Source organism: Paraburkholderia elongata (assembly GCF_013177735.1).
Classification (GTDB): domain Bacteria; phylum Pseudomonadota; class Gammaproteobacteria; order Burkholderiales; family Burkholderiaceae; genus Paraburkholderia; species Paraburkholderia elongata.
In genome coordinates this window covers 1-23,489 of sequence record NZ_WOEZ01000300.1, presented here as the reverse complement: position 1 = coordinate 23,489, position 23,489 = coordinate 1, and the positions used below count along the sequence as shown (strand labels likewise).

Genomic DNA, 23,489 nt, shown 5'->3' with positions numbered 1-23,489 from the left:
ACGCGTACACATTGATGCGCACAGCGCGCATCTTCAAACGAGGAATGAGGAGTTTTATGGCCGAGATCGTGCTGGGACTGGCTATGTCGCACAGTCCTCAAGTTAGCCAGGAGCCGGAGTGGTGGAGCGAGCAGGCGCGGATTGACCAGAATCGCACACCCTATGAAGAGCTCCTGAAGCGCAAGCCTGACTGGATTGCCCAGGAACTCAGTCCAGAGGTTTGGGAAAAAAAGCATAGCGCGGTCCAGAGCGCAATCGCCGATCTCGCTCAGACACTCAACGATGTCGCCCCCGACGTCGTCGTGTTGATCGGTGATGACCAGGAGGAACTATTTCTCGACGACTGCATGCCGACGTTCTCAGTCTTCTGGGGGGACAAGAGCTGGGACAGACCGGAATTTATCCATGGTGATATGAGCGTTCCTTCCAGAGCGTCAGTGCTGTGGGCATTTCATGGTGAGAGGCAGGAAGGCTATCCGGGTCATCCGGAGTTCGGTCGCCACATCATTGAAAATCTGATGGAGCAAAACTTTGATGTGGCTCAGTACTCACGCCAGCACGAACAACGCTCTCTGGGACATGCCTTTACGTTCGTGCGTCGCCGCATCATGCGCGAGGACAAGATCATCCCGATGATCCCCGTGCTTATCAACACCTATGTTCCTCCGAACCAACCCACTGCGGCGCGTTGCTACGCGTTTGGACAGGCAATCCGCAAGGCGATCGAATCGTGGCCCGGCGCGGAACGCGTAGCGGTGATTGCCTCTGGTGGGCTCAGTCACTTCGTTATCGACAGCGAGTTTGATCGCCAGATACTGGAGGGGCTCGCCAAGGGCGATGGCGAGGCGCTCTCCTCAGTCCCGAGAAGTAAGTTGCAGTCCGGATCTTCGGAGGTTCTGAACTGGATTGCGGCGGGCGGGGCGCTCGAGGGATTGCGCATGAAGCTCGTTGACTACATCCCCGGATATCGCTCGGAAGCTGGGACCGGCGTAGGCATGGCGTTCGCAAAATGGCTATGAACCCAGACCGACCACACCGCGAATCTTTTGATCTAGAAGGGATTTCGCATGCCGTGCCGATTCCTTTTGGCACCCGAGTCGGAGACATGCTGTTCTCCTCCGGAATCATGGGAGTAGACCCATCGACTGGTAGTCTGGCCGAGGGTCTCTCTGCGCAGGTCCGATTCGCTTTCGCAAACATGGAAAGGTTGTTGAAAGAGGCTGGAGGCGATTTGGGTGATGTCGGCCATGTCCGAGTGCTCGTTAGCGAGGAGGGATATCGCGCTGCTGTTAACGAAGAATGGCTGCGCGCTTTCCCTGATGCGCATGACCGTCCCGCTCGCCATACAGTCGTGTCCGCGCTCCGAGGCGGCATGCTTGTTCAACTCGAAATCATAGCCGTACTGAAATGACCAACGTGAACGATTCAACGATCCTGGAGCGGCTTGGCCGGCTCGACACCTGTGCCGTTTCTGACAGCCTGGACAAGCTCTCTCTCAAAGGCACAGTCACAGGACTCTCACCGCTATCGTGTCTGGCGAAAGTATACGGACGCGTTATGACCGTGAAACTGGTGAAGGCCGATGAGGTTTCGAGCAGAGGAACGCCCGCTCCGCACCTCGGTGCGCGGGCCATCGAAATGGCGCAGAAGGGAGACGTCATCGTAGTCGAACAGCGTACCGGAATCGTCGCTGGATCCTGGGGCGGAATTCTGTCGACTGGCGCAAAAGTTCGCGGGATCGCAGGTGTTATCTCTGACGGGCTAGTGCGTGACGTTGACGAGGCGCGTGGATTGGGATTCCCGATCTATGCGCGTGGCTCGACAGCCCTCACAGCGCGTGGCCGAGTTGCGGAACTAGAGACGGGCGGAACAGTTCAGATCGCGGACGCGACTGTGCAAACGGGCGATTACGTGATTGCAGATGGAACCGCCGTCGTGTTCGTTTCAGCCTCACGCATCGCCGCTGTCCTCGATACCGCGGAACAGATAGCAGCTCGCGAAAGCATCATGAGCAAGGCTTTGATGGAGGGGATGTCGATTACGCATGTCATGGGTGCCGACTACGAGGAGATGCTGAAGCGATGAATCAGGACCGAAATGTTGAACGTGCAGCCTCGCTCGACTGCGCAACTTTGAGCGATGCATTGGATCGCCTTGGAATCCACGGGCAATGTGCCTGGATCAAGGCTCGTGCTGACGAGTTCCGGTTGACGGGACGAGCCTTCACGCTTCTTTACGGGCCGGCCTCCAAGCCCGCTGGTACGGTAGGCGACTATATCGATGACGTTCCTCCCGGATCGGTTGTCGTCCTCGACAACGGGGGCCGTGAAGATGTAACAGTGTGGGGAGACATCTTGACGGAGATCGCTCATCGTAGAGGGATTGCCGGAACAGTCATAGACGGAATCTGTCGCGACGTCGCGCTCTGTCGCAAGCTCGGATACCCGGTGTTTTCTCGCGGACATTGGATGCGAACTGGCAAGGATCGTGTGCAGGTGGAGGCCACTGGAGTCGTGGTTTCAATTGGATCGGTTCGCGTCGCGCCAGGTGACCTCGTGCGCGGCGATGCGGACGGTGTAGTGGTCCTACCCAGCGCCCATGAGGACGCCATCCTTGATGCGGCTGAGGAGATTTCGCGTGCCGAAGACGCAATTCGCGCTCTCGCACGAGAGGGTACTCGGCTAGACGAGGCTCGCCGTCAGTTTGGGTACCACCGCCTTCAATCTTTGAAGGACTCAGCATGAGTGGCGAACACGATCCGTTCGCCGATACGTCAATCTCGGTGCGCAAAACGGTAGCGCTACCTGCAGACCAGATCAAACGAGCCGCCAGGCTCGGCTCGGCGACACTTCACGAAGCTGGAGGCCGGATCGGGGCGTTACCGTCGTCGATCAAGCCGACAGCCGCCAGTTTCAGGCTGGCAGGGCCGGCTTTTACTGTGCACTGCCCGCCGAACGACAATCTGTGGATTCATCGAGCCATCAAGGCGGCCAGCCCGGGCGATATCCTGGTCGTCTATGCAAGCGGCCACTATGAAGCAGGATATTGGGGCGAGGTCATGTCGACTGCAGGAATGGTCGCCCGACTGGGTGGCCTGGTCATAGATGCGGGCGTGAGAGATGGCGCTCTGCTTGAGGAAGTTGGGTTTCCTGTTTTCTCAAGAGGCTTATGCATCCGCGGTACCGGGAAAGATTTTGGTGCGACGGGATGGCTTAACAAGCCTGTGCTGATGGGTGACATCTTCGTGAGTCCTGGCGACCTGATCGTGGGTGACATTGACGGAGTGGTCTCTATCCCCAATGAGCGGATTGGTGAGGTGCTTCTCGCCGCCGAGAAACGTGAGGCGGCGGAGAGGGAAATTCTGACGAGGCTGCGCGCTGGAGAGTCGACCTTGCAAGTATTTGGTCTAGACCGTTGAGGAGGAGCGCGAAATGACGGTTAAACCGCTTCGTGTGGGCGTGACTGGTGCTAACTGAGCCCAGCGACGAAGGAGATTGGCATTGATGCCGTTGGCCATCGCGACGGAGGCCATCGAAACCCCAGGCTGTCTGCACGCCTCGACGGCCTGGGCCCTGAACTTCTCGCAGGGGAATCGCCCCCCGCGCCCTGGCGTTGCCTGATCCATAGTGCCTACGTACCTACCAATCACTGATGGATACGAGCATCCTGGGCTGTGCTCCGGGGATCAACATGACTTGCTTGGACGCTTACTTCGCTGCGGCATATCGCGCTAGACGTTCGACAAACGTAGCGATGTCGCCATCGCTGGCGTCACCTTTACCGGCGCGTCGTTCGAGGCGCGTAGAGCCGACGACGGTTGCGATCTCGACGGCCAGCAGTGAGGCCGCTTGCGAGCGTGAAGCCGCCCGCGACCACGGCTCTTCGCCATGGCTTCACGACACCCCCAGCAACGTCTTTGCCTCCAGGTACGATTCCAGACCAAGCACGCCGTACTCGCGCCCGACGCCCGACTGCTTAAATCCGCCGAACGGCGCCAAAGGATCGTGCTGTAGCGTGTTGATCATCACTCGACCGGCCTCCAGCCTTGTCGCCACAGCCTTTGCCCGTGCCGGATCGGACGACATGACGTAGGCGTGCAGGCCAAACACCGTATCGTTGGCCATGTCGATCGCTTCCTCCTCGCTGCCATATGTCAGGATGGATAGAACGGGGCCGAAGATTTCCTCACGTGCGATGATCATCTCGCTGCGCACATCGGCAAATACCGTCGGCTTGACGAAATAGCCTTGCTCTAGCCCCGCCGGACGCCCCTCGCCACCCGTGATAAGCGTTGCGCCCTCGGCGAGACCGAGCCTGATGTAGTTCTGAATGCGTTCGTACTGGTTGCGATTGGCCAGGGGGCCAATGACGGTCGTTGGGTCGGCCGGGGCGCCCACCTTCATCTGCGCCACCGTCTCTTTCACCACCATGATCGCTTCTGCCAAGCGCCGCTCAGGTACCAGCAATCGGCTCCCCGAGATGCATGCCTGCCCGTTGTTCATGAACGCCGCATTGAGCGCGAGCGGAACCGCCTTCGTCAGGTCCGCATCGTCAAGGATGATGGACGGGGATTTCCCGCCCAAGGCGAGGTGGACACGCTTCATGGTGTCGGTCGCCGCGCGCTGGATGATCTTGCCCACCGCAGTGGAGCCAGTAAAGGAAATCTTGGCGACATCCGGGTGCGTGCTCAATTCTGCGCCCACGACGTCGCCGCGTCCGGTGACGATATTGACGATGCCTGCCGGCAACCCTGCCGCATGAATTGCTTCCGTCACGATCCTGTTTTGTATCGGGCTCAGCTCGCTTGGCTTGATCACGGACGTGCAACCTGCGGCGATGGCCATCGCCAATTTGCTACAGATCGAACCGGCAGTGCTGTTCCACGGAGTGATGAGGGCAGCAACGCCCACAGGTTCCATCACTACGGTTGAGGTACCCATCACGCGGGTGAAGTCATAGGCCTCCAGCGTCACTGCGGCGTCAAGAAATGATTGCGCCGCGAAGTGGGAGATCCAGGTGGCCCGTGAAACAGGCGCGCCATATTCTTCAATCGTCGCATCGCGCAGTGCATCGCTGCATTCCAGGACGGCAGCGTGCAGCCGCTTCAGCATGGCGACGCGCTCGCCGACTGTTGTTTGCGCAAATGCCGGCAACGCCCTTTTTGCCGCAGCGATGGCGCGACGCGTGTCCTGGGCATCGGCGAGGGTCGCGCGTGCGAGAGGCCTTTCGGTGGTCGGGTTGATGATTTCAACGGTCTCGGTGCCGTGCGGTGTCACGAAGGTGCCGTCGATGTAGGTCTGGTGGATGGTTTGCATGATCGCTCCTGTGTTTCCCCGGACTATCGGGAGGTGGTGCACGCAGCATACGCCGGCCCAATTATTCTGATAAGATGGATAAAGTTTGATATCTTGGTTCGAAAATCGGGATAATGCAGAAATCTGGCTTAGTCGGCCTGGAGGCCGCACTTGCTGTTGCCCGCTGCCAGAGCTTTCGCCGCGCAGCGAATGAACTCGGCATCTCGACCACGGCCTTGAGCAACGCTGTTGCGGGACTGGAAACGCGACTCGGCGTTCGCCTGTTTCATCGGACCACCCGTAGTGTCTCGCTGACCGAGGCTGGCGAGCACTTCGTCGCCCGGATCGGGCCGGCCTTGTCGGAGATTCGCGGCGCCATGGAGGAAACTACCCTCCATCGCCTTTCGCCTATTGGCACGCTCCGCATCAACGCCTCGCTGGGCGCAGTCCGCATGGTGTTTGCGCCCATCGTACTGGTGTACCTGAGCCGCTACCCCGATATGAAGGTGGAGATCGTGACCGAGGGGCAAATGGTCGACATCGTGGCCGAGGGCTTCGATGCCGGGATTCGCCTGAGTGAGACGGTGCCGCAAAACATGGTCCGCATCCCGATCGACGGTGATCTCCGGATGGCGGTGGTGGGTTCGCCTGAGCACTTCTCACGGTTCCCGACCCCAACTTCACCGGCCGAGCTTGCCGGGCACCCCTGTGTACGGGCCAGGTTTCCCAGTGGTGCGCCGTCGCGCTGGGAGTTCTCCCGTCATGGCGAACCAATGAATATCGAAGTAAGCGGACCACTCACGCTCGACGACCCGGGCCTCATGCGTGAAGCCGCCTTGGCCGGTACGGGCCTGGCCTATCTGGCCGATTGGTATGTGCGTGACGACCTGGCGGCTGGACGGCTTGTGCGCGTGCTGCAGGACTGGATGCCCAGCTACCGTGGTCTGGCGCTCTACTATCCCCCTGGGCGGCAGCTACCAGCGGGACTCCGCGCTTTTGTTGATCTCATTCATGAACTTGGCCAACGATAGTGCGCTTGGCATTGTTCGCGTTCTTCCCGCCACCCGGCATGAAATGAAGTACGGCGACGCCCGGTCGGTCGCGGTAGGGACGGGAATTGCTCCTCGCTCCCCGCAGAAATCCGTACGTGCAGAATTACTCAACGCTTGATGTGTGGTAACGGCGAGGGTCATTGGAGATCGGCCGTCAACTTCTGCCCTTAACGCACGGACTATGCCTAATCGCGACAACTGGAATGCGCTCTTCGAGCGCTTGGGCTGTCACGCCTCCAGCGTGAACTTTCTATTCGATTCGGCATAGCGTGGGATTCGGCATAAACCTGCAGGGCCAACGGCATCGATCCGTACCGCTAACTGAACTGGCTGTTCCAGCGTCTCCCGCGTGCGAACACCGTAGATGACTACGACGCGCTGCGGTGATCCACTCTCCGACTTGCTGTGCGTGCAACAACGATTCGTCGGCCTGCTTACGTAGTCAGGATCTGATCGGAATCCGCCGAATCCGAAGACGAGGAACGAATAGTGCGTATACACGAGTGCCTACTTTGAAGTGTGAGGCATGTACGACGAAATCCGCCGTTTGAAATTGGATCGTGAGCCCTTTGGATCACTGAAGCGGGTCGAGAGTACGCATCCGCTGAGGATCCGGTCTTCGCCGGCGCGATGCTCCGAACGACAGGAAAGGAAAATTAAGCTGCCTCGTGAACCGCGACACCTGAACGTCAGCAATGGCCGAACTGCTGTCTGCGAGAGGTCAGCTTGAGTGACCGGACCACTCGGTTTACCGCCGTTGAATCCCTGACATCACGACCGGCGGCAATGGGCCAATCTGCGACCTTAATGGATGGGAGGAGGCAGGTCCGAGTCGTCAGGTCATCGCGGCAAAGCATGTCGTCGCATAATTGCCGCGATAACACCGGTTATCGCGGCTACCGGCGTCGTGTTTGACGAGGTCATCGACCGACATTGGCTCGTAGGGCCCGACGTTCGCACAGGGTTATCGCTCCTGTCGTCATCGGGACATCTTAGCTTTAGCTTCGGTTGAAATGTTCGGAGATAAAAAGCGTAGCCGCGTGCGTTGTTGCGGATGGGCGTGAATGCAGGTGGGCGGCCTGCGTCAAGGCTCGGGTGGCTGTCCTCGCCTTTGGCGGGTGCAAATCCATGCAATACGTGTCGGCTACATATCCAATTCGCAATGGTGCGTCCCTATTTGATGCGGCGCAGCATGATTTTGATGCATCCCTTTTTTGTCGTTGTTTCGTAAGCGTTATTGGTGGGCGATCCTGCAAACTTTGCGGAGCTGGAATCGATGCAGCCTCAGAGATCGCAATTGCTGCTGCGAACTTTGACCCTGTCTCATGCCTGAAACTTCAACAGTGGTACCGGCCTTCCAATCAAATTTCCCCGCAGACTTTGATGTTTCTCCATAGCGCCGCAGGTCGCCGGGAGAGACTTTGCATGTCACTAAGTCATTAACCGAATGGCATTCATGCTCCCGTGAAATTGCTGGGAAGCACCGAGAATCTTGCTCGGCGAGGCACCGGCCGTATTCAAGGAGCGACGAGCTTGTATGCAATTACCGGTGTGACAGGGCAGGTGGGTGGTGCGGACGCGCACGCAGCGGTGGCGGTGTTGAAAGAGGCACTGATGAAGGCGAGGCCGGAGCGCGTCGCGGCGCTCTCGTCGCTAGTGCGCTAGGCGCATATTCCTACCGATTGCCAACTCGTACCAATTTTGGTACGATCGAGGTATTCAATTGATGTCAATTTTTCCGCCCAGTCGCGATGTCAAAGACGGTTCAAGTTGTACTTGCTGTTAAATTTTTTCGAACGGATGCCGGTAACGAGCCAGTTCGGGAATGGCTTAAAAGCCTCGGCGCAGAGGATCGCAGGACCGTTGGCGAAGACATAAAAACCGTACAGATCGGCTGGCCTATTGGGACGCCGCTGGTGCGCAAGATGGGCAAGGATCTCTGGGAAATTCGTATTCACCTTCACCGGCGGATTGCCCGAGTGCTGTTCACTGTGGTGGGTGGCGATATTGCCTTGCTGCATGGATTCATCAAAAAAGTTTCAGGCTATGCCTCAGGAAGATCTGGATTTGGCAAAGGATCGATTGCGCCAGTTGAGGAACGTCAGGTAAATTTTAGGATGGATCATGGCCAAGGAATTGAACATGGCAAACAGGCATATCGGCAGTGATTTTGATGACTTCCTGGCCGAAGAGGCGATGCTGGAAGAAGCCACTGCTACGGCGATGAAGCGTGTCATTGCCTGGCAGATCGAGCAGGAAATGAAAGCTCAGCATCTGTCAAAGACGGCAATGGCAGCGAAGATGAAGACGAGTCGTGCGGCACTCAATCGATTGCTGGATGAAACTGATACGAGCCTGACGCTGACTACGTTGGCGAGTGCGGCCGCGGCGCTCGGGAAAAAATTTCGATTCGAACTTGCAGCTTAAACGAACGGCACTCGAGAGTGCCGTTCAGCTAGTTTCTTGATGTGCAAGGCGGCGCCGAGTGCTCGTTCCTCGATTCTCTTGAACTCGCCCGGGAGAAACTGATCCCTCACTGAATCGACTTCGTTACTTCGCTTTCCGACTACCTGTCAGATCAAGTCCAGGCTAATACAGTTGACATTCAGGGCGGAGTCTCCGCTGTTTCCCTTCTTTCTAACTAGCCACCTTCAGCAGGACTTTTCCGCCCTTCTCGGCATGGACGATCGCAGCACCGATTTCCTCGAGTCCATATTCCGCCGCGATGGGAATCGATATCTCGCCCGATGCCACCATCTCCGCCGCCGACACAATGGCACCGGCGATCTGATTGGCGAAGTGTGGGTTTCCTATCGAGAAACCACGAATAGTCAGGTCGTTGAAGATGACGTCGAAAGGGCTCGTCACCATCGACGAGAAGCTCTGGCCAGCGTAAGACACGAGCGTGCCTGCAGGTCCCAGCAACCTGACGAGACGCCCCGAAGATTCGCCGCCGATGGCATCCAGTGCGAGACGAATGCGTGCCGGCCGCTGTTTATCGGCAAACTGTTCGGGTGCACTGTCCACGTCCAGCAAAACGAGGTCACAACCCGCTTCCATTGCGGCGCTTACCGCTTCCGCACGACGGACGAGCCCGAGCACGTTGGCTCCCTTGCGCTTTGCGAATCCGACGAGCCAGCGGGAGATGGCCGAGTTTGCCGCGTTCAGCGCGATCCAGTCTCCACGCTTCAGATCGACATACGCATTGATGAGCAGATAGGCTGACGGTGCGTTAATGGCAAGCATTGCCGCTTGTCTGGGATCGATCGCCTGGGGCACTGCGATCAGGTCATGCGCGCGGGCGATCATCCGTTCGCGCCAGGTAAAGCTGCCCATCGGAAGAATCACGCGATCGCCCACCCGCAGGTTCGTGACGCCCTCGCCGAGTTCGAGCACGCGACCCACTCCTTCATTTCCAATAACGGAAGGCAACTCGGGACGAATCGCGTAGCGTCCCCGGGCAACGAGCATGTCGCTGAAATTGATCGGGGCATAGTCGACTGCTACAAGCGCCTCGCCAGCACCCGGCTTTTCAGGTTCTGGAAGTTCGCGGAATTCAAGAACCGTTGACGGTTCACCTAATGCTTTAAGAACAACGGCTTTCATCGCCGGGACTCCTATTAATGGTGCATGGACGTTTCAGCCAGAGCAAACCACTCGTGCCTTTGGGATTCGAAGGGGTAGTACGCGCCACAATGCGACAAGACTGTTCAGAACACCGGCTCAGTCCGTGCGCCATGCAATCGAACGAAAATCGATGGACACGAGGAGCGGGTCATCGATCTTTTGTCCTGCAGTGTCGTAGGCATAGACGCGACGCGACATCGGGACCATGATGCCGCCAACGTTCTGATAGTTCGATGCGTAGTTGGCGCCGGGTGCGCCGCCCATCACATCCACCGTGTAATCGTGGCGGCGCAGCAGGCCATCTTCGCCGAAATAGGAGATCTGCTCCCGGCTATGGCTCGCAATCGAGTCCGGAAACGTCACCTTCAGCCGTTGCCACACCTCTCCGTTTTCTTCCCATTCCGGTAACGCCTCCGTATGGAAGCCGGGGTACGTATAGAGAAACGGTATGGTCAGGTAGCTCCAGAGGGCATAGCTGCAAAAGTACAACGCATGCAAGCGGTCCCATTGGGTCTGCTGGGTATGGTCTTCATACGACGCCCGTGGCGCGTGGCGCTCTTCGACGGAATCTCCATCCAACGATTCGATCCGCACGAGGTCCGGCGTGAAATGGCCTTTCCAACCTGCAGTCTGCGACGTCATCTCAAGACGTTGCGTTCGTAGGTCCGCCTGCAGTTCGACCTCTCTGAACATATCGGGTTGGCCCTTGACGTGCCATATGGCGCCGCCGATATCGAGTCTGGCGGAAACGGCACGAAGCTTTTTCCAGTTTGCGATCCCTCCGTGGGCCTCGACTGCTTGCTCAAGTAATGCGCTCATCATCTACTCTCCTGCTGCTGATATTCCTTGCCGCCATGTCACACGGCTCACCCTGTCCGGCGGAGCTATAATGTGCCGGTCAACTGTGCTGCAGAAACAGTATTACGACCGTACTGCAGATTGTCAAGTAACTGTTTGTTGGAACTATTGAAACAATGGGACATTCACGGGCAGAAAAGGCGGCCAGCCGCGAGCGCATCCTGGAAGCGGCCGCACGTCAGATAGGCGAGCGAGGGCTTGATAGCGTTGCTGTCGCGGAGTTGATGCAGAACGCCGGCCTCACTAAAGGCGCCTTCTACGGACATTTTGAGTCGCGCGACGCGATGGTTGCCGAGGCGGCCAGGCGCACCATGGAAAAAGGTCAGGCGAAGCTCGACGCGCTTTTCTCGCGCAAGAAGAAACCCACTCTTGAGCAAGTGGTGGACGCGTGGCTCGACCCAGCGCATGTAGCCGATCCGACGAGCGGCTGCGGCATTTGCACGCTCGCCGGAGAAGCCCGCTACGCAGGCCCGCAGGTCCAGCAGGTCATTGCCGAACAGTTCAACAGGAACGTGCAGCAGATCGCGCAGACCATCGGTACCGGCGAGGCGGCGACCGCCCGCGCAACGGCAATTCTCACCGCCATCGTCGGCGCAGTGAGTATGTCGCGCGCGGTGGGTGACGCCGGCCTTGCACAGCAGATTCTCGCAAACGCGAAGGCGTTGGTGATGCAGGTCAGCCCTGCTGCGATTTGAAGCAAGCGCATCGTTGCGAATGCTTGGGCGGCGACCGTCTCGTTCAAGCCAACAGAAGCCGCCGCAGCCACGTCGTGCGTGACTATTTTGTGTGGGTTGTGTGATCTTCGAACGCGGAGACGATGCCGTCAATCATTGCTGCGATGCGCGCGGTATGCCGAAGGTCTTGATGCGTGACGAGCCAGATTTCGTAGACCGCCCCACGTGCGGGTTCCGGCCATATCTGCACGAGGCCGTCGTGTTCAGCCAGATGTATCGGAAGCTCACCGATGCCAATGCCAGCCTTTACCGCGGTACGCAGCATGAGACTGGAATTGAAGGTCGATACGATGCGCCCCGCGTGTATCGGTTCGCCAGCAAGAGTCGGTGATCGATTGCCGGTCCAGTTTCCCTGATAGACGACAAGATCGTGGCCCGCGAATGCGGAGCCAGCGGCGGGCTTGCCGTGCTGCTCAAGATAAGCATTCGATGCAAAGAGCGCCATGGGCCAGCGAGCCAAGCGCCGCGCGACAAGATCGGGATTATCCGGCCTGACTGACCGGACCGCGATATCCGCTTCACGCTTTGCCAGATTTAGCATGCGCGTCGACGTGTCCAGCAGGACGCGCACTTCGGGATGCGCAGCATGCAGGCGTTCGATGGCGGGAAGCAGGAAGTCGAGCGCGATCGAGTCGGTGCTGGTGACTCTAACGTCCCCCGCAAGCCGTGTATCCGTGCCTTGAGTTCGTCTGACGAGTTCGTGTGCGGAGTGTTCCATTTTCTCCGCCGATCTCAGCGCGGCCTCGCCTGCGGCAGTCAACGCGTAACCCTCAGAGGTGCGCAGGAAGAGCGTTGCACGTAGGGCGTGCTCTAGCGCCGCAATCCGTCTGCCGACCGTCGCCTGATCGAGATTGAGCGTTCTGGCCGCTCCACGGAGCGTTTTTTCGCGCTCCACCGCGAGAAACACTCGCGCGTCGTCCCAGTTCATCGTGCCGCCCTCCTGATGCAAATTTGCATCTCACCACGTGAATAATGCTGCGCTTATTCATCAATGTCGATGCCTATACTGAACGCAAGAGTTCCTCGTTCAACGATCCGCCCGGATCAATCGAGCCTCATCAATAGAAGGAGTGGTATCCATGTCTGCTTCAACTTATCGTGTGCCGTCGTCCATGGTGGCCATTGAGATCAAACAGCCCGGCGGTCCTGAGGTCCTGGTGCCGACTACGCGCCCTGTGCCGATGCCGGCCGCCGATCAGGTTCTGATCCGCATCCACGCGGCTGCCGTGAACGGTCCAGACGTTTTCCAGCGCAAAGGACTATATGATCCGCCCCCCGGCGCTTCGGACATTCCAGGGCTGGAAGTGGCAGGTCAAGTGGTTGCCGTCGGCTCCGACGTGTCCCAATTCCGGATCGGCGAACTGGTGTGTGCATTGATTCCCGGCGGTGGCTACGCAGAATATGCAGTCGCGCATGCCTGCAACACGATGCATATCCCCAAAGGCCTGACGTTGGTGGAAGCGGGGGCGATGCCCGAAACGTTTATGACGGTATGGCTGAACCTGTTCCAGCGCGGCAAGCTGGTTGCCGGCGAATCGGTGTTGATCCATGGCGGCGCGTCAGGTATCGGTACCACGGCGACCATGCTGGCGAAGGCATTCGGCGCTGCGAAAATCATCACGACCGTTGGCTCGCAGGCACACCGGGAGGCCAGCCTGGCGCTAGGCGCAGACCTCGCGATAGATTACCGCGAGGAAGATTTCGTCGTCGAAACGAAGCGGTCCACCGATGGAAGAGGCGTCGACGTGATCCTCGACATTATTGCCGGCGACTACGTGGCTAGAAACTATGACGCCGCAGCCATGGATGGACGGATCCTCCAGGTGGGCGTAATCAAGGGGCCGGCGAAGGATCTCAACGTCTTGCCGATGCTGACGAAACGTCTAACGCATATGGGCTCAACATTGCGATCGCGCACATCCGCGGACAAGGCGACCATCGTCAATGAACTGGAGCGGCAGGTCTGGCCGCACATCGAGAGCGGCAAAGTCAAGCCGGTTGTCTACAAGACCTTTGCGCTTGCCGACGCTCGCGGCGCTCACGAGCTGATCGATTCCGGCACACACTTTGGAAAGATTGTCCTTACGACAGGTGCCGATCTCATTGGCTGAAGCCAGGCTTGCCGCCAAAGCGGAGGTGGCAAGCCTCTTGCCGCTTTCGTGATGGACGTCAAGAAAAAGCGTTACTTTTAAAGGTCACGGTCTGTCTCACGATCTGCTCGACGATCGGCCGAAGTCGGTTCGAAAGCGGACGGAGGTGGATCGAGCCTGAATGACTCCGATGGGTCGCCTACTGCCGAAGGAAAAATTCGGCATCAGCCACGCTTCTGCTCGATAGAAATACGCCCTGAAATTATCCGCACCGGCGGCGTCAAAAGATCGACTGCCCGGTAAGTGTGGTCAGCCATTCCAATGCCTTCACCCCCGCCAGCGAATTGCCATTGCTGTCGAGCCCTGGCGACCACACGCACACGGCCATCTCGCCCGGCAGCACCGCAACAATCCCGCCGCCCACGCCGCTTTTCGCCGGCAAGCCGACCCGGTAGACGAAATCGCCCGCCGCGTCATAAGTGCCGCAGGTCAGCATCAGCGCGGAAAGCCGCTTGGCGGAACTCGTGTCGAGAATCCGCTCGCCAGTGGCGGGCACCCCCCCCCGATTTGCCAGAAACAGCGCCGCCTTCGCCAGCTCGACACAGCTCATCGAAATCGCGCACTGCCGGCAATAAGCGTCGACGACCACTTCCGGCGGCATCTCCAGGTTGCCGAAGCTCGCCATGAAATGCGCCATCGCGCGGTTGCGGTGGGCGTGCTGCAACTCCGACAGCGCGACGCGCGAATCGTAGTCGATGCTGGGTTCGCCCGTCAGCCGCCGCATGAATTCGACCAGCGCGGTTTCGGCCTGCACGAAACGGCGGCACAACACGTCGGTGACGACCAGCGCGCCCGCGTTGATGAACGGATTGCGCGGCTTGCCGTGTTCGGCCTCGAGCTGGACCAGCGAATTGAAGGCATTGCCGGACGGCTCGCGCCCCACGCGCTGCCAGAGCTCGTCGCCGAGCAGCCGGAACGCCATGGTGCAGGCGAACAGCTTGGAGATACTCTGAATGGAAAAGCGCGTGTCGGCGGCGCCGGTGCGGAACACTTCGCCCGAGGCCGTGACGATTGCCATGCCGAAACTGTCGGCAGGGACTTTCGCGAGTTCGGGAATGTAGTCGGCGACCTTGCCGGTGCCCAGATAAGGCTGAAGATCGCGATGAATCTGTTCGAGGATGGATGCGTAGTTCATTGGGCTCGGACCGTTGAAGTCGCGATTCTACTGGCAACCTGGCGCGAATTGTTTATGCGGAGAGGCACGGCGGGGTTCGAGCAGCGTTTCGCAAAGGCTATGCTAATCTTGCTGTGTTTATTAAGGCGACCGGGCAAAACGGACATTCATGATGCAAGCCTTCGATCCGGACGGCGTCGCGCGTCCGGTATTCGTGGTCGAAGAGCGTTACAACGCGTTGGACGAGCCGTGGCGCGCCTATCGCCGCGCGCGGTTGATTCACGTGAGCGTAGGCGTGCTGACCGTGCGCACTGAAACTGGACGATGGGTCGTGCCGCCGGGTCACGCGCTCTGGCTGATGGCGAACGTGCAGCATTACCTGTCGGCCGCCGAGCCGGTGAGATTCCATTCGCTGTATGCCGATGTGGATGCCGCGCCGTTACCGGCGCAAAACGTTGCGCTGGCGCTCGACCGTCTGGGGGAAGCTTTGCTGAGCGCCGCGGCCGATCTGCCGCACGACAAACCGTTCGACGAACCCGCCGAACGCCTCCTGCAAGTCTTGCTGGACCGCCTGTCCGGGTTGCCCACCGCGCCTCTCGCGCTGCACTGGCCGCGCGATCCACGGATCCAGCGGATCGCCGAAGCGCTGAACGCCAACCCGGCGGAACCGGCGGTGCTCGACGATCTGGCCGCAGCCGCCGGCGTGACCGCTCGCACGGCGGCGCGCCTTTTCGTCAAGGAGACCGGGCAGACCTTCGGCCAGTGGCGGCAGCAACTGCGGCTGCTAGTTGCACTGGAGCGCCTCGGCGCCGGGGCTAGCGTCACGCAGGTGGCGCTCGAAGTGGGTTACAACGACGTGTCGTCGTTTATCGCGGTGTTTCGCGACGCGTTCGGCGACACGCCCGCTCGCTATTTCCGCTGACGCAGCGCCCCAAAAAACACCGCGAACACCGCGATCAGTGCGCGCCCGCCGCACTCGCTCCGCCGCCACCCTTGGCCGGCTTCGTAATCCAGATCAGCGGAATGATCAGAATGAAAATGATCGCCGATACATAGAAGATGTCGTTCAGGCCCATCATCGCGGCCTGCGTGTTCACCGTGAAATCGAACAGCGCTTGCGCCGAATTTGTATTCAGGTGCAGCAGCGATTGGGTCGAATCGATCTGCTGGCTGAACAGCGGGTTGTTGACGGTGGCCTGCTCGGTGAGCCGTTCGTGGTGCAGCACCGTGCGGTTATTCCACTCGTTGCCGGCGATCGACGTGCCCACCGCGCCGCAAAACACCCGCACGAAATTCGACAAGCCAGCGGCCGCCGGAATCTTGTTCGGCGGCTGACCGGACAGAATGATCGCCGTCAGCGGCACGAAGAACAGCGCCATCGGAATGCCTTGCAGCAGCGTGGGGAGCACGAGGTGCCACGTGTCGATTTCGATCAAGTACTTCGAGCGCATATAAAACACGATCGCGAAGCCGATAAACGCGAGGGTCGCAATGATGCGTGCGTCCGAACGCGGCAGCACGCGGCCCATCACCGGCGCGAGCAGTACCGCGAAGACGCCGAGCGGCGCGGTAACGAGACCGGCATCCACGGAGCGGTAGTTCAGATACTCCTGCATCCATTGCGGCAGCAGCACCAGGTTGCCGAAGAACACGCCGTACGCCACCGAAATCGCAATCGTGCCGCCGAGAAAATTGCGTTGCTGGAAGAGCCGCAAATCGACGATCGGATTCTCCTCGGACAGCTCCCACACGAGGAAAAACGCGAAACTGATCAGCGCTGTGACGCCGAGAATCACGATCACCGGCGACGAGAACCAGTCGAGGTCCTTACCCTTGTCGAGCATGATCTGCAGCGAGGCGACCCAAGTAACCAGCAGGCCCAGCCCGACCACGTCGATGGGTGGCTTGCGGGTTGCCGACTCACGGGTGCGATAGATCATCCACGTGACGCCGGCCGCGAAAATGCCGACCGGAATGTTGATGTAGAAGATCCACGACCAGCTATAACTATCCGTGATCCAGCCGCCGAGCGCGGGGCCCGCAATTGGGCCGACGGTCGCCGTCATGGCCCATAGCGAGAGTGCGGTCGACGACTTCTCCTTGGGATACGAGCCGAGCAGAATCGCTTGCGAGAGCGGAATCAGCGGACCGGCCACCGCGCCCTGGAACACCCGCGCGACCAGCAGGATCGGCAGCGTGGGCGCAATGCCGCATAACCACGAAGCCAGCACGAACATCAGAATCGCACCGACGAACAGCTTGACCTGGCCGATGCGTTGCGTGAGCCAGCCGGTCAGGGGAATCGAGACGGCATTGGCCGCGGCGAACACCGTGATGACCCACGTGCCTTCATCGACCGAGACGCCGAGGTTGCCCGAAATGGTTGGGATCGCAACGTTCGCGATCGACGTGTCGAGCACGTTCATGAAGGTGGCGAGCGCGACGGCGATGGTCGCCAGAACCAGTTTGCCGCCTTGCAATGGCGGCGGTGGTGCGGGCGGCGTGGCAGCAGGCGCGGAAGACGGCTGGCTCAAACGATTCTCCGGATTGCGATGCTACGGGTGTTCTGCACGGCGTGTTATTCACTGCCCGGGCAATGAGCCGGGCGGCCGGTCGAGTGCTCGCAAAAGCATACCTGTATTCACGTTTTGACGTCGTCGGCCCACGCAGATTCGACGACAGAAACCAGTCCGGCAGCGTATGCTCCCGGCTTAGGCTGCATGGCGCTTCGCGAAGCGATGTGCGGCCACCTGAGGCCACGTGCAGCCACTTGAGGCATCGCGAGAGTTACGCGAGCGAAGCCAAGTAAGGCGCTACGGAGGGCAGCGCATTGCCAGCGTGGCTGGCGGCGCGTGCGGAAACAAGAACCGAGAATACAAGCGAGTACAGAGAGAGGAGTTGAATATGGCCTGGGAACAATTCGAACACGGCTGGCGGCGCGCGCCGGCGACAACGCCGGCCAAGGCATTGGTGGTGCTGATGCACGGCGTGGGCAGCAATGCGCGCGATCTGATGCCGCTCGCGGACATCTGGAGCGAGAACCTCCCGGACGTGGCGTTCACCTCGCTCGACGGCACCGAGCCCTTCGACGGCGGCTTCGGCGGACGCCAGTGGTTCAGCCTGCGCGATGTCAACGAGGGCAATCGCGAGGTGCGTGTCGCTGCCGCCTATCCGGCGTTGCGACGCATGCTCGAGGCGGAACTTGCGCACTGGCAGCTTCCTTTCGACCGCCTTGCATTGGTCGGCTTCTCGCAGGGATCGATCATGGCGATGCATCACGTGGCGACGAGCGCGGAAGGCGCTGCCGCTGTTGTCGCGTATTCGGGGCGGCTCGGCTCGGTGATCGTCGCGCAGAACGGCACACCGCTTACGCTCGTGCATGGCGAAGAGGACGAAGTGATCCCGGTACAGGAACTGGAATACGCTGCGGACGCATTCAGCAACGCCGGCTACACGGTCGATGCCTACGCGTTGCCCGGCATTGGTCACACGATTAACGCGGACGGTGTCGAGCTCGGCAAGCAGGCGTTGGAGCACGCGCTCGGCGCTTTGTCGCGCGACTGACACGGTCCTGATTGAAAAGTGGCCCTAAAGATTCTGATCTGCTTGCCGTTAACTGCTCATTAGCATGAAAATCACCCCCGCCGCGCGGACCGCGCAACGCCCATCTGGGCGTGCCAAGCGGCTCGGGTGACCGGGGGCGCATTTTCCAGACTGCCCGACAAGGGCGGATAACGACACATCAGAGCCTTCCTATGGCCAGACCAACGCCGCATTACCCGCTTTTCGATCGACTGTTCCGTCATTCTGTCGCGGTGGACCTCGGCACGGCCAATACCCTTATCTATACCGACAACGGCGGCATCGTGCTGAACGAGCCGTCCGTCGTGGCGTTCCAGAAAGAGTCCGCCGCCGGGCAAAAACGCGTGGCGGCAGTGGGCGCCGAAGCGCGCCAGCTGCTCGGCCGCGCGCCGAGCAACGTCGAAGCCATACGGCCGATGCGGCACGGCGTCATCGCCAATTTTTCCGCTGCCGAACAGATGATCCGGCAATTCGTCGACATGGCTCGCCCGCGCCCGCTGTTCAGCCGACGCGCCGCGTTCACCCTGTGCGTGCCGGCGGGCGCCACCCAGGTCGAGCGTCGCGCGATCAAGGAAGCCGCGGTGGCGGCCGGCGCGTGGAAGGTCAGTCTGATCGGCGAATCGCTGGCGTCGGCGGTCGGTGCGGGCCTGCCGGTATCGGCGGCGACCGGCTCGATGGTGGTCGACATTGGCGGCGGCACGACCGAAGTCGGCGTGATCTCGCTCGGCGGCCTCGCGTATAGCGGCTCGGTTCGCGTGGGCGGTGACAGTTTCGACCTGGCGATCGTCAGTTACGTGCGCAACCTGTATGGCGTGCTGCTTGGCGAGCAAACCGCCGAACACGTCAAGAAGGGCATCGGTTCGGCCGTGCGCGACGTGCCGGTCGAACATATGAACGCGACGGGGCGCAGCGTCGACGACGGCTTGCCGCGCACCGTTCAGTTGAGCAACCACGACATCGCCGATGCGATCGAGGGCCCGCTGCGTCAGGTGATCGGCGCCGTGAAACGCGCGCTTGAAACGGCACCGGCCGAACTGGTCACCGATATCGCGCACAGCGGCATCGTGCTGACCGGCGGCGGCGCGCTGCTCGGCAATCTGGGCCGTCGCCTGACCAACGAACTCGGGCTCGAGGTCCGCGTCGCTGATGAACCGTTGACTTGCGCAGTGCGTGGCGCGGGCGCGGCGGCTGGCGCCGGTTTGCTCGACGACAGCGCTTACGAATGATTTGATGCGGGACGTCCCGCGTTGCAGCCTCGGCGCATATTGAATGGCTGTGTGACAATACGCTCCGCGTCCCAATTTCAGGGACGCCAACACGCTTTCTTCTTCGAATCCATTTCTAGCCGGCGCCGCTGATCTATTCAGCAGTCGCCGCGCCGTCCGTGAACCCCCTGTGAATCAATCCGTTTCCGCTTCGTCCTCTGCCGCATCCCCGTCATTTATCGCGCTGCACAGCGGCTTACGCATGCCCTATGTGGAAGCCGGGGAGGGTGAACTGCTGTTGTTCGTGCATGGATCGCTGTGCGACTACCGCTATTGGCAGCCGCAACTCACGGGTCTGTCGAAGCAATACCGCTGCGTCACGGTGAGTCTCACGCATTACTGGCCGGTGACGGATACCGAGCCGGACCTGCCGTTCAGCTGGAGCGAACATGCGGACGACGTGGCCGAATTCATCGGTCGTTTCGGCGCCGGGCCGGCGCACGTGGTGGGTCATTCGCGCGGCGGCTGCGTGACATTCCATTTTGCGCGGCGCCATCCGCAGTATGTGCGCACGTTGACGCTTGCTGACCCGGGCGGCTCGTTGCAGATTGCCGGGCGACCGCCCGCGACTTTGCCGGAGACTGTCAACGCATTGCGCGCGAAAGCCGCGCAGCTGATCGAAACCGGCGAGGTGGAAGCGGGCTTGCAGCTCTTCGTCGATTCGGTGAGCCGCCCCGGATTCTGGGCGATGAGCACGCCGGGATTTCGCAGGATGGCGACCGACAACGCACACACGCTCGCGCGTCAATTCCGTGACCCGTTACCCGCTTACGTACCCGAGCAGGCGGCCGAGGTGCGCTGCCCGGTGCTACTGATCGACGGCGAAAAGAGTCCCGACATGTTTCGCCGCACTGCGACAGCGCTGCAAACATGGCTGGCGGATTCACGCCGTGAAACGGTGCGCGGCGCCTCGCACGGGATGAATCTCGCGCATCCTGCAGCGTTCAATCGCTACGTCGACGAGTTCATTCGCTCAGTGGACGTTTGAATCACCCGCGTGGTTCAGGCCTTGCGATGCGCGTCTTTATCGAGCGCGCGTTCCGCGGCTTCGCCGACGAGGCCGTGGTAATACAGATGCACGCCGATCGCGAGCGAGTCGTTGCGAATTTCGTGGAAGGCTTTCCATGCCTTCACGGGGTCTTTGAACAGCAGATAGTGCGCTTCTTGCGCGATCAGATCCGCGACTTCATGCAGGCCATGGCCGTGCAGGACATCCACGAGGGTATCGAGACTGCGATGGGTGCGCGCGTCGGTACGCGGGTAAAGCATATGCAGCACCGCCACGTCTTGCGTCTTTAGCGCCGCCGACAACGCCACGACGATGTCCTGGTGATTCAGTGCGGTGACGATGTTGTCTTCGTTGTGGACGTGATCCGGAAACAGCGTTTCGAGAGATGCGTTCATGTGGTCCTTCCTGTTCTTCTGGCTGATTAAAAAGGCCCGCCGTTGGACGGCGGGCCAAAGACAGCGATGTGTTCGCAGGGGAAGCAAAACACGGATTCAGTATCGCAGAGCGGCGCTGCTTGTGCAGCTTGACTGCCGCAAAACATTGTTGCAGTAAGCGCGCTAACTTTCATTTGGCCGGTAATGCCGCTCTGCGGGCACGGCGCTTTTCCGTGCTGCGTACTTCCGCTTGCATCCACGTGTTTCAGGCGATGACGTCCATCTTTCAGACAACGAATGTTGCGCCAGTCGAGATGGATTGTTGCGATCAATCGCCCCAATCGAAGCCCCTGCGGACCGTAGAATGCGAAGCGGAGCCTGAGCATGCCAAGCGGTGATCCGACGATCGAGCATGCCGGCACGTGTGCGATGTGAAAGTAAAAGGAACGTGTAGATGAACTCGAAGACACACGCGACGCTGAGCTTTTCCGACAGCGATCAGACGATTGATTTGCCCATTTATCAGGGCACGCTCGGTCCGGATGTCATCGACATTCGCAAGCTGTACGGGCAGACCGGCAAGTTCACGTACGACCCGGGTTTCATGTCCACGGCGGCATGCAATTCCGAAATCACGTATATCGACGGTGACAAAGGCGAGCTGCTGTATCGCGGTTATCCGATCGACAATCTGGCGCAAAACGCCGACTTCCTTGAAACGTGCTACCTGCTGCTGAAGGGCGAGTTGCCGAATGCGCAGCAGAAGGAAGAGTTCGTCACCACGGTTACGCAGCATACGATGGTGCATGAACAGATGCATTTCTTCTTCCGCGGTTTCCGCCGTGACGCGCATCCGATGGCGATTCTGGTGGCGGCGGTCGGTGCGCTATCGGCGTTCTATCACGACTCGCTTGACATCAGCAATCCGCAGCACCGCGACGTATCCGCGATTCGCATGATCGCGAAGCTGCCGACTCTGGTCGCGATGGCGTACAAGTACACCGTCGGCCAGCCGTTCGTTTATCCGAAGAACGACCTGTCGTACAGCGCGAATTTCATGCGGATGATGTTCGCCAATCCGGCGGAAGAGTACGAGGTCAACGACGTGCTGGTGCGCGCGCTGGACCGCATTCTGATTTTGCATGCGGATCACGAGCAGAATGCGTCGACGTCGACGGTGCGTCTGGCGGGTTCGTCGGGCGCTAATCCGTTCGCGTGTATTGCGGCGGGCATTGCTTGTTTGTGGGGTCCGGCTCATGGCGGCGCGAATGAAGCTGCACTCAACATGCTGGAGGAGATCGGCTCGGTCGACAATATCCCTGAGTTCATCGCGAAGGTGAAGGATAAGAACTCCGGCGTGAAGTTGATGGGTTTTGGTCACCGTGTGTACAAGAATTACGATCCGCGCGCGAAGCTGATGCGTGAGACTTGTCATGAAGTGCTGGAAGAGCTGGGGCTGCATGATGATCCGCTGTTCAAGCTCGCTATGGCGCTCGAGAAGATTGCCCTTGAGGACGAATACTTCGTTTCGCGAAAGCTCTATCCGAATGTCGATTTTTATTCGGGGATCGTGCAGCGTGCGTTGGGTATTCCGACGGCGATGTTCACGTGTATCTTCGCGATGGCTCGGACGGTCGGCTGGATTGCGCAGTGGAACGAAATGATCGCCGATCCGGAACAGAAGATTGGGCGGCCGCGGCAATTGTTCGTGGGGGAGACTCAGCGTGAGGCTCGGCCGCTTGCCAAGCGGTAAAGGTTTGGGTTTTTGCCTGCTCGGCGGTTGTTCTTCTGTATGCCTGCGGCGTTGGCCTTTCCTTGATCTGGCTTTTTGGCCTTTCCTTGATTTGATATTGGATTATTAGCGTCGCCCCTGTGCGGGGCGGGCACCTACTTTTCTTTGCCTGCCGCAAAGAAAAGTAGGCAAAAGAAAGCGGCTCGAACCCCCTGCTAAGCGGGCCCCTCGCGCAGTTGCGGTAGTGGAGCATCTGGAATCTGTGTTTTCGCACACTCGGCCCTGGTGACAAGGCAGTCATTCTTCCGGCGGCGCTACGCGCGCCGACGCGCACTTCTTAAGCCCGCCCGCTGCGTTTCGTACTTACGCTTCATTCGGCGCCTCGCCGAGGCGAAGCCGACGGCCCCAACCACGCCGAAACGAAGCCCCTGGTTTCCCATGCATACCCATCCGCGACGCACGCAGTGCGGAGTGGGAGCTGATGAGCCCTTTGTCACTCACGCCGAATGTGCGATAGCACGGATTCCAGATGCACCACTACCCACTCCAAGCCAGGGGACCCACTTAAGAATTAGCCCGACTTTCGCTATTCGCGCCTGAAAGCCACCGTTTTTCGCCATTTTCTGACCCGACCGCAGTCGTAAGTCCTTGATTTGTTGTGTGGTGGTGCGCGGGGGACGGCGAAAATCGCTTGTAGT

At 59.9% G+C, this 23,489-nt stretch carries 25 protein-coding genes and 1 pseudogene; 16 read left to right on the top strand and 10 right to left on the bottom strand.

Features of this window, described 5'->3' with window-relative positions; all coding sequences use genetic code 11:
* Nucleotides 1-56: 56 nt before the first annotated feature.
* Genes GNZ13_RS48325 through GNZ13_RS48305 form a run of 5 tightly spaced genes read left to right on the top strand, consistent with a single transcriptional unit; the run spans nt 57 to nt 3,418 of the window.
* Complete coding sequence (locus GNZ13_RS48325) at nt 57-1,019, top strand: DODA-type extradiol aromatic ring-opening family dioxygenase (RefSeq protein WP_172178340.1); 963 nt, start codon at nt 57-59, stop codon at nt 1,017-1,019.
* Nucleotides 1,010-1,411, top strand: a complete 402-nt coding sequence (locus GNZ13_RS48320) for a RidA family protein (protein WP_172178329.1) — start codon at nt 1,010-1,012, stop codon at nt 1,409-1,411. The genes GNZ13_RS48325 and GNZ13_RS48320 overlap by 10 nt, the downstream gene beginning before the upstream one ends.
* Nucleotides 1,408-2,085, top strand: coding sequence for an RraA family protein (locus GNZ13_RS48315; RefSeq protein ID WP_172178327.1), 678 nt, complete (start codon nt 1,408-1,410; stop codon nt 2,083-2,085). The genes GNZ13_RS48320 and GNZ13_RS48315 overlap by 4 nt, the downstream gene beginning before the upstream one ends.
* Nucleotides 2,082-2,744, top strand: coding sequence for an RraA family protein (locus GNZ13_RS48310; RefSeq protein ID WP_172178325.1), 663 nt, complete (start codon nt 2,082-2,084; stop codon nt 2,742-2,744). The genes GNZ13_RS48315 and GNZ13_RS48310 overlap by 4 nt, the downstream gene beginning before the upstream one ends.
* On the top strand, nt 2,741-3,418 hold the full coding sequence (locus GNZ13_RS48305; protein WP_172178323.1) for an RraA family protein: 678 nt from the start codon (nt 2,741-2,743) through the stop codon (nt 3,416-3,418). The genes GNZ13_RS48310 and GNZ13_RS48305 overlap by 4 nt, the downstream gene beginning before the upstream one ends.
* Here the strand turns inward: GNZ13_RS48305 and GNZ13_RS54540 are convergent.
* Both GNZ13_RS54540 and GNZ13_RS48295 read right to left on the bottom strand, forming a co-directional pair.
* Nucleotides 3,407-3,625 (bottom strand): transposase, encoded by a 219-nt coding sequence (locus GNZ13_RS54540; RefSeq protein ID WP_172178321.1) that lies wholly within the window; start codon nt 3,623-3,625, stop codon nt 3,407-3,409. The two genes, GNZ13_RS48305 and GNZ13_RS54540, sit on opposite strands and share 12 nt — an antisense overlap.
* 268 nt (nt 3,626-3,893) lie before the next feature.
* Nucleotides 3,894-5,315: an aldehyde dehydrogenase family protein gene (locus GNZ13_RS48295; protein ID WP_172178319.1), complete on the bottom strand. Its 1,422-nt coding sequence runs from the start codon at nt 5,313-5,315 to the stop codon at nt 3,894-3,896.
* Between the two features lie 113 nt (nt 5,316-5,428).
* Here GNZ13_RS48295 and GNZ13_RS48290 point away from each other — a divergent pair, with 113 nt between their 5' ends.
* Nucleotides 5,429-6,325: a LysR family transcriptional regulator gene (locus GNZ13_RS48290; RefSeq protein ID WP_172178317.1), complete on the top strand. Its 897-nt coding sequence runs from the start codon at nt 5,429-5,431 to the stop codon at nt 6,323-6,325.
* A 403-nt stretch (nt 6,326-6,728) separates the two neighbouring features.
* Here GNZ13_RS48290 and GNZ13_RS53295 read toward each other — a convergent pair.
* Nucleotides 6,729-6,844 (bottom strand): annotated as a pseudogene (locus tag GNZ13_RS53295) (ferritin-like domain-containing protein); the annotation flags it as partial.
* A 1,035-nt stretch (nt 6,845-7,879) separates the two neighbouring features.
* Here GNZ13_RS53295 and GNZ13_RS53705 point away from each other — a divergent pair.
* The 3 genes from GNZ13_RS53705 (at nt 7,880) to GNZ13_RS48280 (ending at nt 8,773) form a co-directional block, all read left to right on the top strand.
* Complete coding sequence (locus tag GNZ13_RS53705; RefSeq protein ID WP_268959251.1) at nt 7,880-8,011, top strand: hypothetical protein; 132 nt, start codon at nt 7,880-7,882, stop codon at nt 8,009-8,011.
* An 86-nt stretch (nt 8,012-8,097) separates the two neighbouring features.
* Nucleotides 8,098-8,514, top strand: coding sequence for a type II toxin-antitoxin system RelE/ParE family toxin (locus GNZ13_RS48285; RefSeq protein WP_328807417.1), 417 nt, complete (start codon nt 8,098-8,100; stop codon nt 8,512-8,514).
* Nucleotides 8,489-8,773 carry an XRE family transcriptional regulator gene (locus GNZ13_RS48280; protein ID WP_172178388.1) on the top strand — a complete coding sequence of 95 codons (285 nt, stop codon included), beginning with the start codon at nt 8,489-8,491 and terminating at the stop codon, nt 8,771-8,773. Before GNZ13_RS48285 ends, GNZ13_RS48280 begins: the two co-directional genes overlap by 26 nt.
* 210 nt (nt 8,774-8,983) lie before the next feature.
* Here the strand turns inward: GNZ13_RS48280 and GNZ13_RS48275 are convergent, their stop codons facing one another.
* Complete coding sequence (locus GNZ13_RS48275) at nt 8,984-9,952, bottom strand: zinc-dependent alcohol dehydrogenase family protein (protein ID WP_172178315.1); 969 nt, start codon at nt 9,950-9,952, stop codon at nt 8,984-8,986.
* A gap of 117 nt (nt 9,953-10,069) precedes the next feature.
* A complete protein-coding gene (locus GNZ13_RS48270) occupies nt 10,070-10,792 on the bottom strand; it encodes a hypothetical protein (protein WP_172178313.1) in 723 nt (240 codons plus the stop codon).
* 155 nt (nt 10,793-10,947) lie between these two features.
* Between GNZ13_RS48270 and GNZ13_RS48265 the strand changes: the two genes are divergently transcribed.
* Nucleotides 10,948-11,526 (top strand): TetR/AcrR family transcriptional regulator, encoded by a 579-nt coding sequence (locus tag GNZ13_RS48265; RefSeq protein WP_172178311.1) that lies wholly within the window; start codon nt 10,948-10,950, stop codon nt 11,524-11,526.
* An 82-nt stretch (nt 11,527-11,608) separates the two neighbouring features.
* Here the strand turns inward: GNZ13_RS48265 and GNZ13_RS48260 are convergent, their stop codons facing one another.
* Nucleotides 11,609-12,493 carry a LysR family transcriptional regulator gene (locus GNZ13_RS48260; protein ID WP_172178309.1) on the bottom strand — a complete coding sequence of 295 codons (885 nt, stop codon included), beginning with the start codon at nt 12,491-12,493 and terminating at the stop codon, nt 11,609-11,611.
* A 151-nt stretch (nt 12,494-12,644) separates the two neighbouring features.
* On the opposite strand from GNZ13_RS48260, the gene GNZ13_RS48255 reads away from it, so the two are divergent.
* Nucleotides 12,645-13,676, top strand: coding sequence for an NAD(P)H-quinone oxidoreductase (locus GNZ13_RS48255; RefSeq protein ID WP_172178307.1), 1,032 nt, complete (start codon nt 12,645-12,647; stop codon nt 13,674-13,676).
* Between the two features lie 259 nt (nt 13,677-13,935).
* On the opposite strand, the gene GNZ13_RS48250 is transcribed toward GNZ13_RS48255, so the two are convergent.
* Nucleotides 13,936-14,850: a glutaminase gene (locus tag GNZ13_RS48250; protein WP_172178305.1), complete on the bottom strand. Its 915-nt coding sequence runs from the start codon at nt 14,848-14,850 to the stop codon at nt 13,936-13,938.
* Nucleotides 14,851-14,998: 148 nt separating this feature from the next.
* On the opposite strand from GNZ13_RS48250, the gene GNZ13_RS48245 reads away from it, so the two are divergent.
* A complete protein-coding gene (locus GNZ13_RS48245; RefSeq protein WP_172178303.1) occupies nt 14,999-15,751 on the top strand; it encodes an AraC family transcriptional regulator in 753 nt (250 codons plus the stop codon).
* A 34-nt stretch (nt 15,752-15,785) separates the two neighbouring features.
* Here the strand turns inward: GNZ13_RS48245 and GNZ13_RS48240 are convergent, their stop codons facing one another.
* On the bottom strand, nt 15,786-17,363 hold the full coding sequence (locus GNZ13_RS48240) for a DHA2 family efflux MFS transporter permease subunit (protein ID WP_172178301.1): 1,578 nt from the start codon (nt 17,361-17,363) through the stop codon (nt 15,786-15,788).
* A gap of 370 nt (nt 17,364-17,733) precedes the next feature.
* Between GNZ13_RS48240 and GNZ13_RS48235 the strand changes: the two genes are divergently transcribed.
* From GNZ13_RS48235 to GNZ13_RS48225, 3 genes are all read left to right on the top strand, one after another.
* A complete protein-coding gene (locus GNZ13_RS48235) occupies nt 17,734-18,393 on the top strand; it encodes an alpha/beta hydrolase (RefSeq protein ID WP_172178299.1) in 660 nt (219 codons plus the stop codon).
* A 191-nt stretch (nt 18,394-18,584) separates the two neighbouring features.
* Entirely contained in the window at nt 18,585-19,637 is a 1,053-nt protein-coding gene (gene mreB, locus GNZ13_RS48230; protein ID WP_172178297.1) for a rod shape-determining protein, read from the top strand.
* A gap of 241 nt (nt 19,638-19,878) precedes the next feature.
* Entirely contained in the window at nt 19,879-20,664 is a 786-nt protein-coding gene (locus GNZ13_RS48225) for an alpha/beta fold hydrolase (RefSeq protein WP_172178386.1), read from the top strand.
* A 14-nt stretch (nt 20,665-20,678) separates the two neighbouring features.
* On the opposite strand, the gene GNZ13_RS48220 is transcribed toward GNZ13_RS48225, so the two are convergent.
* Complete coding sequence (locus GNZ13_RS48220) at nt 20,679-21,080, bottom strand: hypothetical protein (RefSeq protein ID WP_172178295.1); 402 nt, start codon at nt 21,078-21,080, stop codon at nt 20,679-20,681.
* A gap of 26 nt (nt 21,081-21,106) precedes the next feature.
* Nucleotides 21,107-21,391: a hypothetical protein gene (locus GNZ13_RS48215; RefSeq protein ID WP_172178293.1), complete on the bottom strand. Its 285-nt coding sequence runs from the start codon at nt 21,389-21,391 to the stop codon at nt 21,107-21,109.
* Between the two features lie 122 nt (nt 21,392-21,513).
* Between GNZ13_RS48215 and gltA the strand changes: the two genes are divergently transcribed.
* Nucleotides 21,514-22,812, top strand: a complete 1,299-nt coding sequence (gene gltA, locus GNZ13_RS48210) for a citrate synthase (protein ID WP_172178291.1) — start codon at nt 21,514-21,516, stop codon at nt 22,810-22,812.
* Nucleotides 22,813-23,489: the final 677 nt, after the last annotated feature.

Excerpts from the sequence above, each read along its gene's own strand:
- mreB (WP_172178297.1), top strand. The coding sequence starts at position 18,585 with ATGGCCAGACCAACGCCGCATTACCCGCTTTTCGATCGACTGTTCCGT.
- GNZ13_RS48295 (WP_172178319.1), bottom strand. The coding sequence starts at position 5,315 with ATGCAAACCATCCACCAGACCTACATCGACGGCACCTTCGTGACACCG.
- GNZ13_RS48255 (WP_172178307.1), top strand. The coding sequence starts at position 12,645 with ATGTCTGCTTCAACTTATCGTGTGCCGTCGTCCATGGTGGCCATTGAG.
- GNZ13_RS48325 (WP_172178340.1), top strand. The coding sequence starts at position 57 with ATGGCCGAGATCGTGCTGGGACTGGCTATGTCGCACAGTCCTCAAGTT.
- GNZ13_RS48315 (WP_172178327.1), top strand. The coding sequence starts at position 1,408 with ATGACCAACGTGAACGATTCAACGATCCTGGAGCGGCTTGGCCGGCTC.
- GNZ13_RS48275 (WP_172178315.1), bottom strand. The coding sequence starts at position 9,952 with ATGAAAGCCGTTGTTCTTAAAGCATTAGGTGAACCGTCAACGGTTCTT.
- GNZ13_RS48310 (WP_172178325.1), top strand. The coding sequence starts at position 2,082 with ATGAATCAGGACCGAAATGTTGAACGTGCAGCCTCGCTCGACTGCGCA.
- GNZ13_RS48290 (WP_172178317.1), top strand. The coding sequence starts at position 5,429 with ATGCAGAAATCTGGCTTAGTCGGCCTGGAGGCCGCACTTGCTGTTGCC.
- GNZ13_RS48245 (WP_172178303.1), top strand. The coding sequence starts at position 14,999 with ATGATGCAAGCCTTCGATCCGGACGGCGTCGCGCGTCCGGTATTCGTG.
- gltA (WP_172178291.1), top strand. The coding sequence starts at position 21,514 with ATGAACTCGAAGACACACGCGACGCTGAGCTTTTCCGACAGCGATCAG.
- GNZ13_RS48285 (WP_328807417.1), top strand. The coding sequence starts at position 8,098 with ATGTCAAAGACGGTTCAAGTTGTACTTGCTGTTAAATTTTTTCGAACG.
- GNZ13_RS48250 (WP_172178305.1), bottom strand. The coding sequence starts at position 14,850 with ATGAACTACGCATCCATCCTCGAACAGATTCATCGCGATCTTCAGCCT.
- GNZ13_RS48225 (WP_172178386.1), top strand. The coding sequence starts at position 19,879 with ATGCCCTATGTGGAAGCCGGGGAGGGTGAACTGCTGTTGTTCGTGCAT.
- GNZ13_RS48280 (WP_172178388.1), top strand. The coding sequence starts at position 8,489 with ATGGCAAACAGGCATATCGGCAGTGATTTTGATGACTTCCTGGCCGAA.
- GNZ13_RS48265 (WP_172178311.1), top strand. The coding sequence starts at position 10,948 with ATGGGACATTCACGGGCAGAAAAGGCGGCCAGCCGCGAGCGCATCCTG.
- GNZ13_RS48270 (WP_172178313.1), bottom strand. The coding sequence starts at position 10,792 with ATGAGCGCATTACTTGAGCAAGCAGTCGAGGCCCACGGAGGGATCGCA.
- GNZ13_RS48320 (WP_172178329.1), top strand. The coding sequence starts at position 1,010 with ATGGCTATGAACCCAGACCGACCACACCGCGAATCTTTTGATCTAGAA.
- GNZ13_RS48220 (WP_172178295.1), bottom strand. The coding sequence starts at position 21,080 with ATGAACGCATCTCTCGAAACGCTGTTTCCGGATCACGTCCACAACGAA.
- GNZ13_RS48260 (WP_172178309.1), bottom strand. The coding sequence starts at position 12,493 with ATGAACTGGGACGACGCGCGAGTGTTTCTCGCGGTGGAGCGCGAAAAA.
- GNZ13_RS48235 (WP_172178299.1), top strand. The coding sequence starts at position 17,734 with ATGGCCTGGGAACAATTCGAACACGGCTGGCGGCGCGCGCCGGCGACA.
- GNZ13_RS48305 (WP_172178323.1), top strand. The coding sequence starts at position 2,741 with ATGAGTGGCGAACACGATCCGTTCGCCGATACGTCAATCTCGGTGCGC.
- GNZ13_RS54540 (WP_172178321.1), bottom strand. The coding sequence starts at position 3,625 with ATGGATCAGGCAACGCCAGGGCGCGGGGGGCGATTCCCCTGCGAGAAG.